Source organism: Propioniciclava sp. LT294 (genome assembly GCF_059516005.1).
On the sequence record NZ_JCAKNG010000002.1, the window covers coordinates 81,873 to 94,228 of the forward strand.

The following is a 12,356-nucleotide window of genomic DNA, read 5'->3' on the forward strand; positions in this document are numbered from 1 at the left end:
GCGTTGGACGTCAGCCCGGGAGTTCGCCGCCGGCTATGCCGCTGACGAACTTGCGTTGGGCCACGATGAACAGCACCACTATCGGCAGGGTCACGAGCAGGGCTGCCGCGGCAAGTTCGCCGTAGGAGGTGCCTGTCTCGGCCTGTTGGAACACTGATAGTGCGAGAGGAGGTGTGTAGAGCGAGCTGTCGCGCGCTACCAACAAGGGCCACAGATAGTCGTTCCAGTGCGTAAAAATCGACAGCACCGAGAAGGCCGCGATCGATGGCATCGACGTCGGGACGACGACACGCAGCAGGGTGGAGAACACGCCGAGGCCGTCGGCCTTCGCGGCCTCGAGCAGTGCGTCGGGGATCGTGACCATGTATTGCCTGAGCATGAAGATCCCGATGGCGCTCGTTGTGAAGGGCAGGACGAGGGCGGCGAAGGTGTTTGCGAGCCCCACCGAGCCGATTCCGAGATAGAGCGGAAGCGCGATGGCCTGGGTGGGGATCAGGAGGCACGCGAGCACGATCGCGAAGGCAGCATCGCGGCCACGGAAGCGCAGCTTGGCAAAGGCGTATGCCGCGGGTATGACCGTCACGAGCTGTGCGGCCAGGATGCCAAGGGTGACGAGTGCGCCGTTGAGCATGGCTTGGCCCAGGTTCGCTTGGTCCCAAGCGCGGGTGAAGTTGCCGAGGTCTAGGGATTCGGGAAGCAGCTGCAAGCCATCGAGCACGGCCTCGTCGGCAGGAGAGACCGACATGCGAAACATCCAGACGACGGGAAATACCGAGATCGCGGCGAATACGGTGACCGCCACAATCTGAATGCTCCTGCCTATCAAACGTCGGGTGCGGTGTGTGGTGCGCATTAGAGTTCCTTGTCTCCGAGGAAGGCTCGACGGCGAAGCACGCCAATGAGCACGAGAACGACCAGTAGCAGTGTTGACACTGCAGCCGCTTGACCGAGGTCGAAGTAGACAAAGCCGAGTCGCCAGGTCATGGTCAGGATGGTTTCCGTAGCCCCGAGCGGTCCCCCGCCGGTGAGGACGTTGACTGTGTCGAACACCTGCACCGCCTGCAGAACGGCCATGACTGTTGCAAACACGGTCGTCGGTCGAAGCAGGGGCAGTGTTACGCGACGAAACGTCGACCACGGGCCGAGGCCATCGGCGGCGGATGCCTCGTAGAGCGCCGTCGGGATGCTCGTCAAGCCTGCCAAATAGAAAATCATGACAAACGACGTCAGCCGCCAGATTCCAACCAGTGCCACGGTGATCAACGCGTACCTGGAGTCACCAAGAAAGTTGATCGGGGCTAGGCCGACCAGCGCAAGTGCCTCGTTTACAAAACCGCCACGGTTAGCGAAAATCCAGCGGAACACCACGGCCATCGCGACCATGTTGGTGGCGAAGGGCAGGAATAGGAGCACCTGAAGAAGTGGCCTGGCCCGCCGAAACGAGGCAACCAGAAGGGCCAGGCCCAGTCCGAGGACCAGGCTCGGGATGATCGTCATCGCTGAATACAGCACGGTATTCCAGATCGACTCGACAACCGCGGGGTCGGAGAAGAGAGCCGTGTAGTTCTGCAGCCCAGCCCAGCGCCACACAGTTCGGTCGCCGAGGTCGATTTGGAACAGGCTTCCCACGAGCGCAAGAACGCCGGGCAGTAGCAGAAAGAGCCCGATCAGGATCAGCGCTGGCAGGGCAAGCGCCCAGCCGCCGATTCGTATGCCCCTCACAAGCGTTCCCCCGCGAGCGTGGCGAGCGGGTAGGCCGCGAGAAGACCGTCACGATGCAGCGCGACGGCCGTGCCGTCGTGCACGACCAGCGGAGCCAGGATCGGAACTCCGGTGGCGAAGCGGCCCAGCTCGTCACCCGTGCGCGCGTCTAGCGTGACGATGTCACCGTCGAGCGCCGGGATCAGCAGCCGGTCGCCCACCGTGGTCGCCTGGGCGAAGAGCGGATGAGGACTGCGCCGGTAGGTCAGGAAGCACTCGTCGGAGTCGGCCGCAATTTCCGTGCGCCAAAGCTGCTCGCCCGAGACGGGGTCGAGCATCGCGACAGCGCCGCCGGCGTCGACGACTAACACGCCGTGGCTGCCGAGATTGACCCCGACAGGGTTCCACGGCACTGAGGTCGGGTACGACCAGCGTATTGCGGAACCGGACGCCGAACGCCGGAAGACATTCGTCAGTCCAGTGGCGATCAGGTCGCCCGTTGCAGGGTCAACGCTGGGGGTGCGTATCGGCAGGCCGGCGCCGCTCGTCAAGACATCGAACAAGCCTTCAGCCACCACCTCGTTAGAGTTCGCGATCGTCTCGCCCGTTTTCGGGTCAAGTCGTACGGGCGTGCTCGGCTCGGGAAACCCCGCCCAGAGCACCGTCGTCAGGCTGCCGTTCGCTCCCGATCGGTCGACTACCGGGGCGCTGAGGGTGATGAAGATCTGATACGCGGCGATGTCCGATCGCTCCCACACGATCTCGCCTGTGCTCTGGTCGAGGGCTCGGAGTGCAGCCTGGTCGCCAACCAAAACGAGTCCGTCGACGAGTGTCGGTGGGTAGAAGCCAAAGCGCCGAAGCGGGTCCGATGTCGGCCGCTGCCACAACATCTCACCCGTGCTCGGGTCGTGCGCCCACGTCGTTCCAGACACAGTCGAGCTGATGATAGCCGCGGTCCCGGCACCCGCGGGCGCGCTACGCAGCGGAGCGTCAAGACTGGCCTGCCACAGGGGCTTTCCCGAGCAGGCGTCGTATGCGGCCAGCGCGCCGCGGGCCTCATCATCGAGCGCGAGCGGTACGAGCACCCGACCGTCAGCAACGATGAAAGGTGTGCGCTGTCCAATCGCCGGGGTCGATGTGCTCCAGAGTGCCTGTGTGGTGCGGGCCCAACCTGAACGGGTGTCGGATTGTGGAGGATAGGTTTGGTGTGACCCTGTGGTGATCCGCTCGCCGTCCCACACAACGATGCGATATGTGGCCGGAGAGTTGTCTACACCGCCGAACATGGCCGGAGGGGTGTTCACGTGCAGCGTGGGGCCGCTCGCGACGACCCGGGAGGTGTGCCGGTGGCCGGAGAACGTCGCGATCGGGGCACTGGGCAGCCCGTCGAGAATGGAGCGCCACGGCTGGTCGTGACAGAGCATGATCCACGGAGTCCCGGTCGCGAGCATCTCAAGGTCGGCGCGTAGCCAGGTGTCCTGGGTCTCGTGGTCTAGACCGAGTTCATGCGTGAACCAGTCCACGGCAACGACGTGGAGGCCAGGTAGATCAAACGAATACCACCTGGGCCCCAGGTAGTCTTCGTAATGCCTGGGCTCCCCGGAATGGATGGCATAGCCGTTGCGGCTAACCAGATCCGTCGGATCCGGAACGAGATGGTCGTGGTTTCCCGGGATCGCGTAGACAGCCAACTCGGTCGTTGCGGTCGCAGCGACGAAAGCTGCGAATTCTTCGGGCAGACCACGGTCGGTCAGGTCTCCCGTGACGACGAAGGCCTCGAGTCCCGGATGAGCCGCGGCGATCTCGCGGAAGGCCTGCGACAGGCGTTCGCCGGTCCCGATTTCGGCCGGTTGGGGATAGCCGGCTCCCGTGCCGAGGTGGGTGTCTGTGAGATGTGCAAAACGGACGGGCAGCTGCACCGGAGCTGGGCTGAGGGTGAATACCGGGTCGATCGCGCTTGCGCCGACGTACCATCGGTCGACCCGCCATCCAGCCGGCCGGGTAATGAACACGGGTCCGCGGACCTGGTCAATCCGAAATCGCCCATCCTCGTCGGTGCGAGTGACCCGTAAGCCGTCGCTGACGACGACTCCTGGCATCGGTGAGCCTGCATCACTTAGTACGGTGCCTTGCATAATTTCCCTCTCTGCGTCTCTCGGCCGTTAGATGCGGTGAGAGTTAACGACTGCCTCGGATGCGGCGCGCGCTTCGGGCGCGCCTTCGAGCTGCATAGCCAGGACGCTGTAAATGGCGTCGATCAGTGACAGGTGGACGATTCGACTAGTCATGGCCTCGACCCGATAGCGTGTCTCCGAGCTACCCGCGACGAGCAAGAGGTCAGCGAACTCAGCCAACGGTGAGCTGAGGAAGCTGGTGATTCCGACAACGACCGCCTTTGACCTGACGGCCGTGCGGGCGACGTCCAGCGTCGACGTCGTTGACCCCGTGTGGCTGATCACGAAACAGACGTCGCGCTCATCAAGGCCGCGGGCGATCACCTCTTGGGCAATGAAGTCAGGGGTGAACGCGGCGTCGAGCCCAAGTGTCGTGAAACGGTAGGCAGCGTCTGAAGCGAGCGGGGCCGAAGTGCCCACCGCGGCGAAGCGCACGCGACGTGCCTTCACCAGCGCAGTGACAATAGCTACGACTGTGCTCGGGTCAAGATGCGCCGCAGCATCCTCAAGCGCAGCACTACTCTCGCGCAAGGTCCCCAACACGGTCGCGGTAACCGGATCGTCGTCGTGTGTCGCGGCCGGGCGCTGGGGAAGGACGGTCTCGCGGGAGAGAAGCAGCTTGAATTCCTGAAATCCGTGCAGGCCGAAGCGCTGGCAGAACCGCACTACCGAGCCGACGGACGTGCTAGAGACCTGAGCCAGTTCGGTCACCGAATAGGTCATAACCGAATGAGGGTCAGCACGCACCACTCGCGCGATCTGCGCCTCGGATGGCGAAAACGCAGCCGAATCGCGACGGATCTGCTCGAGGATCGGCTGCTCATCAGAGCGCCAGAGCCTCGACACTGTCTCAGGCTGTCTATTCATGGTGCTCACGCTAAGAATCGCGCGTGACCGGTCAGTGACACCCAATCAAACGGCGGATGAACTTTCCAGATACTCGCTGTTCATGAAAATGGGGTATCCATCTTGTGAACGAGGCGTTGGCGTGGCCCGGTGGTGTTGTTCTCAGCTGTTGGCTCTCCATGGTCTGTCTGTGTGTCCTGTGTCGAGGGAGCCTGGTGAGGATCGTGGGCCGTGCACTCCGCGTGGGTGGTCAGCTTTCGATTTCGGGTCACGGACAAGTTGGCGGTAGGTGACAGGCTCTGACGCGACGGCGCGTTCGAGGAGTCGCCTGAACACCAGTCCGCGGTGATGACTGTGTCGCCTGTTGAACCGGAAGATGAACTCGTCGAGGTACTCCTGGAGGTGGCCGGTCCCAGCACACCCCTGGTAGGTGCCCTCGATCATGCGCTTGGCGAGTGAGAAGATCCGGTGCACTGCAGGCAGGACCTCGTGGGCGCGCTTGCCTGAGGCCGACACATTGATTGGTTCATGCAGATACCCACGCAGCGCTCCAGGGTAGGAGGAGAGCCCGTCGCTGAGGATCGTGGAGCCCTGGGCGATGTTGGCGGTGATGAATGCTCTCAACGACTGGGTCGAGGCGTCAGGGATCACGGCCAGGCGGGCTCGCCCCCACCCGTGATCGGTGAGCTCGACTGCCCCGGCGACCAGAGTCTTGCCCAGCGCCCCGCGACCCCGCACCCCAGGACGGTGCCCACCGAAGAAACTCTCGTCAACCTCGACACGGCCCCTCAGTGGCTCCCCTCCGCTACTCATCACCTGCCGCAACCTCGCCAGCATCGCCCACGCCGTCTGGTAGGAGTTGATCGGCAGCACCCGGTGCAGGTGCGCCGCCGAGACGCCACCCTTGTCGGCACTCATCAGCCACGCCACCTCGAACCAGACCGTCAGCGGGGTGCGCGTCTTGGCGAAGATCGTGCCCGAGGTCAGAGAGAACGTGTACCAGCACTCACGGCAGCGGTAGCGCACTCCCGACTGCCGCCACACCACCGAAGTCCCACAACGCGGGCATCGCACACCTTGGGGCCAACGCAACCACTCCAAGTAGTCCAAACACGCAGCATCATCACCGAACCACGCCCGCAACTCGACCAGATCCGACGGATAGTCCCTGCCTGCGACCAGTTCCGACGCAGAGACAGCAAGGGTAGGGTCAATCACGACGAACACCTCTCAGCGGTGTAGTCCACGCTCCCGGCTGTTGACGCAGCGCGGGAGCACTCTCTACGACACGAGCCTAGCCCCCAACCCGTTCACAAGATGGATACCCCATTCATGGAAAGAAACTCCAGAGACACCCCTCTGATCATCCCAACGCAGAGTTGCCAGTAGTCGCGCAGGAACATTCAAAATCTTTGGTCACCCGGCCGTGAAGATCACCGTACCGAGGGGCCAGGCAGCCGTCCTGGGCTCCGAAAACGCAGCCACGCCCAACACACCGAGACCCCGGAACCGAGCGCCCAGGGCATTTCATTCTTGATCCTCTTCCAGCTGACGTTCCTTCTAAACACCTTTGTGCTGATCGACACGCTGCACAGTTGGTTGAGCGGTTTCGTCAAAGTCAGCGCGGTCGGTCGCATGATCACGACGGCAAGTTCGCGAGCGATATCTGGCTGGCCCTTACCGACGTCGCCGTGATCGTAGCGATCTCCGCGCGTCTGACCGTATGGGCGTACGTGTGGAAGCCCTAAATGTCAGGGTGCACAACTTCCGTGATGCGAACCCTGACTCAGCGTCGAAATTGGTCGCCTTCAGCCACGCTAAGCGCAAGGCGACTTTTCCGGCCGACACTCTGCCTCGGGAATCTAAAGCTTTTCGAGACACGAGTTACCTCTTGCGCGCCTCTGTAGGAGGTGGCGGATTTCCGGGGCGCCATTTGTCTTGGAAAGATGTCTTACCGTGAAATGTCTTTCACGCGCCACTTCTAGCAGTTTCTGAGGCAGAATGGCCGGGTGAGATATCTCGGGTATACGCGGGTCAGCACAAGAAGCCAAGACGCGAAGTTGCAGGTCGACGCCCTGGTCAAGTCGGGCGTGCAGGAGCGGGACATTTTTGCTGACGTCACCTCGGGCAGTCGGACCGCTATTTCACGTCCTGGGATAAAGAAGCTGCTCGAGTACGCCCAGCCCGGAGACACCGTCGTGGTGTGGAGGGCCGATCGCCTCGGCCGGTCCCTCATCGATGTACTCAACACGGTGAAGCTGCTCCGAGAGCAGGACATCCAAGTGAAGAGCATCTCGGACGGGATCGACCCGTCGACAACGTCGGGCCGGCTGATGCTGAACATGCTCGCCACCTTGGCCGAGTACGAACGCGAGCTGATCACCGAGCGTGTGAACGCAGGAATCACCGCCGCCCGAAATAGCGGCACCAAGTTTGGTAGGCCCTTGTCCGATCCCGCGGTCGTAGCCGACAAACTCAAGCTCGTAACCGAGGCCCGGGCGAAGGGCCGGACCGCGGAGGATGCGGCAAAGCTCGTCGGGTGGAGTCGTGCCACTTTGTACCGGCATCAGCAGGCCTTAGCGGCCCGCGAAAGCTCCACTGTGTAGGTGACTTGTGGACGCGGCCGAGCGGTGGCGTGTTCTTCGGCTGCATGTCGAAGACCAGATTCCGCTCGCGGTCCTTGCCCGGGAAACCGGGATCTCCGCTCGAACTCTGCAGCGCTGGCACCAGCTCTACCGCGCAGGCGGCATCGCATCACTTGACGCTCATGCGCGTATAGACAAAGGTGCCCGACGAACCTCAGCAGAGACGGTCGCGTTCATCGAACGACTGGCGCTCAGTCGGCCGCGCCCGAGTCTCGCCACGCTGCATCGTCTCGCCATCACCGATGCTCAGGCGCGTGAGCTGCCGCCGCCGAGCTATGCGACAGTGAGGCAAATCGTCCAGGCCCTCGATCCGGCACTTGTCACTTTGGCGCTGGAGGGGCCAGTCTCGTACCGAGACAAGCACGAGCTCGTCTTCCGGCGCCGCGCGGAACACCCCAACCAGACGTGGCAGTCCGACCACACTGAACTCGACATCCTCATCGTCGGCGCTGACGGAAAACCTGACCGACCGTGGCTGACGACCGTGATGGACGACTACTCCCGTGCGATCTGCGGATACATGGTGTTCAGCGGAGCCCCGTCAGCTATTAACACCGCCCTCGCCCTCCGGCAGGCGATCTGGCGGAAAACCGACCCGACATGGGCAATGTGCGGCATCCCCGACATCCTGCACGTCGACCACGGCTCCGACTTCATCAGCCACCACCTCGAACGAACAGCTATAGCTCTGCACATCAGGATCATCCACTCGACCGTCGGCAGGCCACAGGGTCGCGGCAAGATCGAGCGGTTCTTCGGCACCGTCAACACGGAACTCGTGAGCGCGCTCCCCGGCCACCTCGGGCCGGGTAGCCGGGCACCAACTCCCGTCCTCGACCTTGCCGGGCTCGACCGTGCGATCGGCGAATTCATCGGCACCTATAACGACCGGACCCATCGCGAGTTGGGGATCTCACCGCGTGACGCCTGGGTCGCTGACGGTTGGCTGCCGCGAATGCCCGACAGTCTTCAAGAACTCGACGGACTGCTCCTTACTGTTCCGAAGAACCGAGTGGTGCAACGTGACGGCATCCACTTCCAAGGCCAGCGCTACCTGGCCCCAACGCTCGCTCCGTTTGTGGGGCACACCATCACGATCCGGTACGACCCCCGCGACATCTCCGAGATCCGCGTGTACGACCGGGACAATTTTATCTGCACCGCAATCGACGAGGCCCACCCCAACCTGCGTCTCAGTCTCCGCGACATCGAAACCGCTCGTCGCGCCCGCCGCAAGCAACTGCGCCGCGCGATCAACGATCGCATCCCGACCGTTGCCACCCGCGAGGAACCTCGCGCCCCTGAACCGACAAAGCGGCGGCCGAAGCTGCGCACCTACGAAGAGGACGAGTGATGAACCAGGCATTCATCGTCACCAAAGAACACCGACGCTTCACCGAGTTCGCCAACGCCGTGCGGAAAGAAAAGACCATCGGCATCTGTCACGGCGCTGCCGGCGTCGGGAAGACGAACTCCGCCCGTCGGTACGCGAACTGGGAAGCGCTCGAGCCCTACATCAACGAATGGGGTCCCAGGGGTGATCACGATGCGAAGCATTACGCCCTCGCGAACCGATCCCGCACCGTCTTCTACACACCGGAAGTGCTCTGCCGCCCTAAAGACCTTATGCACGACATCGATCATTGGCAGGTGAAAGTTGGGATTTGCGCCGACGAGCACCTCCGCTCCCTCATGCCGGAGTCGGAAAGGGTCAGGCAGAACGATGTCACCCGCCTTGTGGAACTCCTCATCGTTGACGAAGCGGAACGGCTCACCCCCACCGCCCTCGAGCTGCTCCGCGACCAGCACGATCGCACCCACCTCGCGATGATCTTGATCGGCATGCCGGGCATCGACGAGCGATTCCGCCACTACCCGCAGCTCTACAGCCGCCTCGGATTCTCACACCATTACCGCGCTCTCGGACGCGACGAACTCCTCTTCGTCCTCGATCGCCACTGGAAACGACTCGGCAAGACTCTCGACCCGGAAGACTTCACCGACGCGCAAGCGATTGCCGCCATCGAGCGCATCACCCGCGGCAATTTCCGCCTTCTCGAGCGACTTTTCCCTCAGATCAACCGGGTATTGAAGATCAACCAGCTCGACACCATCACGGACGACGTCATTGAGGCTGCGGCCAGCATCCTCGTCATCGGCAACTAACGACACGGAGCGATCAAAGAAAACCGCCAAAGAGCGGCAAACTCCACAGGTGTGGGCCATCGACGGCTCAACCGGGTGCAACAGGCCCGCGTCCACGAGCAGGGTCACGAGTTCCCGCAACCACGTGTGTGGGACGGCCGGGACGAGTCGGCTGACCTCCAGGAGGGTGCGCGGCCGGCGCAGCGCGCGCACGGCGGCCTCCGCACCCGGCGGAGGAGACGGGATCAGCAGCGCGCCGTCGGTGTCCAGCCCGACCTGGAGGGAGTCGTCCGGTCGGGTCAGCACGCTCAGGGGACGGGTCAGCACGAACAGGGGGGAGGACACCCACCCAGCATGGGTGTGCGCCCGCCACCGACGCGCCGGTGCGGGCTCATGGACAACATTCGGACAACACCGTCCGGACGCGCGAAGGGCACCGGGACATGTCCCGGTGCCCTTCGGCGAGTTCCTGTGCCGCTGGTCAGGCCTTGGGCAGGAAGCGGGTGAGGTTGGTGCCGCACACGGGGCACTTGGCCTTGGCAATGCGGGTGCCCTTCTCGTTGACCGAGATCGCGCCTTCCGCCTCGCGGTGGTCCTTGCACTTGACGCAGTAGAACTTGCCGCTGTAGGTGTCGTTCGACACGGGTTTCCTCCTGGCTGTTCGGTTCCCCACCGGAACACGCCCGCTGGGACTGACCCGTCCAGCATAGTGCAGAGGGCCCCGCTTCATCTGTGGCGACAAGGCAAGACCCCCGGTGTGTCGGACACCTGCCTTCCCCTGCGGGTATCCGACCCCACCCGGGGGTCCTGCGGACAAACTAGTGGGCTGGAGGGCCGGGGTCAAACGTGCGCCGACGAACTGTCGGGGCGGGGTTCTACGCTTCAGGGCATGGCGGTGGAGAACTACGAGGTGCGCTCCTCAGCGCGCCGGAGGCGGACGATGACGGCCTTCCGGGAGGGCGGAAGCCTGGTGGTCGTGGTGCCTGAAGACCTGAGCGCCCGTCAACGACGGGAACTGGTGCCCGGGCTCGTCGAGCGGTTCCTGACGAAGGAGGCCAAGCAGAGGCCGCCGCGTGCCGATTCGGAGCTGACCGACTGGGCCGTGGCGTTGTACCGCACGTGGATCGCACCGCACGCCGCCGGCCCTGAACCGGCCATCGGCGTCCGGTGGGTCGACAACATGGCCTCCCGCTGGGGGTCCTGCACGGTCGAGACCGGCGAGATCCGTCTCAGCGACCGGCTGCGTACGATGCCGGCCTGGGTGGTCGACTACGTGCTCCTGCACGAGGTCGCCCACTTGGAGGAGCGGCAGCACAGCGCGCGCTTCTGGCGCCTGGTGAACGCGCAGGCGGAGTCCACCCGCGCCCGCGGCTTCCTCGAGGGGGTCGACTTCGCCCGCCGGCACCCCGGGGTGTGACCCCGAGCCTCAGTCCTTCCCGTTTCCGGTGCCGCCGCGCTCCTCCTCGATCAGCCGGGCGAGTTGGGCATCCAAGTCGTCCAAACCAGTCGGCGCGGCATCGGCCACGTGGCCATGGGCGGCGAAGCCGAGCGGATCGTCCAGGTCGGCGCCGGTCGGCACCAGGTCGGGGTGCGACCAGACGGCCTCGCGCGCCTCGATGCCCTTGGCGGACCGAACCGCCGCCCACAGGTTCGCGGCATCCCGCACGCGTCGAGGGCGCAACTCGAGGTTGAGCAGGGTCTTCAGGGCGGCCTCGGACGGGCCCGCCGAGGCGCGCCGGCGCCGGACGAGTTCAAGCAGGGCGTCGGAGCGGGACATGAGGGTGGTGGTCGTCTGCGTGACGACGTCGTCCACCCAACCCTCGACGTTGGCGACCAACGTCTCCAACCGACCGAGGATCTCGACCTGCTCGGAGGTGAGCGCCGGCTGGAAGAGGCGTCCGGCCATCTGCTGGCCGAACTCCTCCATGCGCTCGGGGGTGAGTCCCCCCTGCATCTGGGCCTCCATCGCCTCCTCGAAGGCGCTGGCGTCGATCGTGATGTGCCGCGCGTAGTGCTCGATGAGCGCCAGCATTTGCGGGCCAAGCCACGCCACGTTGGCGAACAGACGCTGCCGGGCCGCCTCCCGCAGGGCGATGTACAGGCGGACATCCGACGCAGGTATGTCGAGCCCGTCGGCGAAGCGGGCGATGTTGGTCGGGAGAAGGGCGACGACGGGCCTGCTCGTCAACGGCAGACCCAGGTCGGAGCCGCTCAGCACATCCGTGGCGAGCTGACCGATGCCTTGGCCCACCTGGGCGGACAGCATGCCGGTGGCCGCCATCTTCATCATCGGTTCCATCATCGCCATCATCCCGGCAGCCTCGGGCTCGGCGCGGTGCAGGAGCGTGCCGACCGCGCCGGCGAGCGAGGTCGAGACACTGCCGACGAGTTGCTCCCAGGTCCCGATGGTGCCCTCGACCCACTCGGCGCGGCTCCACGTCGCGGCGGGCGCGCTCGTCCGGTCGAAGGCCGTGTGCTGGTCGAGCCAGAGATCCGCCAAGGCGACGGTGTCCCGGATGGCGACGGCCTCCGACGCCGAGGGGCTCGGATCCGGGCCGGCGGCGGCGGTGACCTTGCGCGCGATGTCCTTGACGAACGTCCAGTTCAAGCTCTCCCCGGAGCCGGAGCCCATCGCGGACATCTGCCGGCTGAACTGCTGCATCGCCTGCTGGAGCGGGCCGATGAGTTGGTTGAGGTCGAAGGTTCCGTCCGGCCCGGGCTGAATCCCGAACTGGCGGAGGAATTCCTCCATCGGGTTCGGCTGTTCCTCGTCTGCCATGTCGTGCTCCCTTCTCGACCCGTCCATTGTGGGGCATCGGGCAAGCTGAGGCGCGCGTACGCCCCT

11 protein-coding genes are annotated in these 12,356 nt (G+C 64.4%); 4 read left to right on the forward strand and 7 right to left on the reverse strand.

What is annotated here, in order from left to right:
• Positions 1–10: 10 nt before the first annotated feature.
• From AC5YDA_RS02965 to AC5YDA_RS02985, 5 genes are all read right to left on the reverse strand, one after another.
• Positions 11–853 (reverse strand): carbohydrate ABC transporter permease, encoded by an 843-nt coding sequence (locus AC5YDA_RS02965; RefSeq protein ID WP_158505497.1) that lies wholly within the window; start codon positions 851–853, stop codon positions 11–13.
• Positions 853–1,722, reverse strand: coding sequence for a carbohydrate ABC transporter permease (locus AC5YDA_RS02970; RefSeq protein WP_045245719.1), 870 nt, complete (start codon positions 1,720–1,722; stop codon positions 853–855). Before AC5YDA_RS02970 ends, AC5YDA_RS02965 begins: the two co-directional genes overlap by 1 nt.
• Positions 1,719–3,836, reverse strand: a complete 2,118-nt coding sequence (locus AC5YDA_RS02975; RefSeq protein WP_084603745.1) for an outer membrane protein assembly factor BamB family protein — start codon at positions 3,834–3,836, stop codon at positions 1,719–1,721. The genes AC5YDA_RS02970 and AC5YDA_RS02975 overlap by 4 nt, the downstream gene beginning before the upstream one ends.
• Positions 3,837–3,863: 27 nt before the next feature.
• Positions 3,864–4,742 carry a MurR/RpiR family transcriptional regulator gene (locus AC5YDA_RS02980; RefSeq protein ID WP_158505502.1) on the reverse strand — a complete coding sequence of 293 codons (879 nt, stop codon included), beginning with the start codon at positions 4,740–4,742 and terminating at the stop codon, positions 3,864–3,866.
• 141 nt (positions 4,743–4,883) lie between these two features.
• A complete protein-coding gene (locus AC5YDA_RS02985) occupies positions 4,884–5,939 on the reverse strand; it encodes an IS1595 family transposase (protein ID WP_496192743.1) in 1,056 nt (351 codons plus the stop codon).
• 791 nt (positions 5,940–6,730) lie between these two features.
• Between AC5YDA_RS02985 and AC5YDA_RS02990 the strand changes: the two genes are divergently transcribed.
• From AC5YDA_RS02990 to AC5YDA_RS03000, 3 genes are read left to right on the forward strand one after another with little or no spacing between them, the layout of a single operon-like run.
• Positions 6,731–7,327 (forward strand): recombinase family protein, encoded by a 597-nt coding sequence (locus tag AC5YDA_RS02990; RefSeq protein ID WP_496192744.1) that lies wholly within the window; start codon positions 6,731–6,733, stop codon positions 7,325–7,327.
• 7 nt (positions 7,328–7,334) lie between these two features.
• Positions 7,335–8,720: a TnsB C-terminal domain-containing protein gene (locus tag AC5YDA_RS02995; protein WP_214514731.1), complete on the forward strand. Its 1,386-nt coding sequence runs from the start codon at positions 7,335–7,337 to the stop codon at positions 8,718–8,720.
• Positions 8,720–9,532 (forward strand): AAA family ATPase, encoded by an 813-nt coding sequence (locus tag AC5YDA_RS03000; RefSeq protein WP_214514730.1) that lies wholly within the window; start codon positions 8,720–8,722, stop codon positions 9,530–9,532. The genes AC5YDA_RS02995 and AC5YDA_RS03000 overlap by 1 nt, the downstream gene beginning before the upstream one ends.
• 460 nt (positions 9,533–9,992) lie before the next feature.
• Here AC5YDA_RS03000 and AC5YDA_RS03005 read toward each other — a convergent pair whose 3' ends face one another.
• On the reverse strand, positions 9,993–10,154 hold the full coding sequence (locus AC5YDA_RS03005; protein ID WP_496184151.1) for a DUF5679 domain-containing protein: 162 nt from the start codon (positions 10,152–10,154) through the stop codon (positions 9,993–9,995).
• A gap of 246 nt (positions 10,155–10,400) precedes the next feature.
• On the opposite strand from AC5YDA_RS03005, the gene AC5YDA_RS03010 reads away from it, so the two are divergent.
• Positions 10,401–10,928 carry a SprT-like domain-containing protein gene (locus AC5YDA_RS03010; RefSeq protein ID WP_496188824.1) on the forward strand — a complete coding sequence of 176 codons (528 nt, stop codon included), beginning with the start codon at positions 10,401–10,403 and terminating at the stop codon, positions 10,926–10,928.
• 9 nt (positions 10,929–10,937) lie between these two features.
• Here the strand turns inward: AC5YDA_RS03010 and AC5YDA_RS03015 are convergent, their stop codons facing one another.
• Positions 10,938–12,290: a zinc-dependent metalloprotease gene (locus AC5YDA_RS03015; protein WP_496188823.1), complete on the reverse strand. Its 1,353-nt coding sequence runs from the start codon at positions 12,288–12,290 to the stop codon at positions 10,938–10,940.
• Positions 12,291–12,356: the final 66 nt, after the last annotated feature.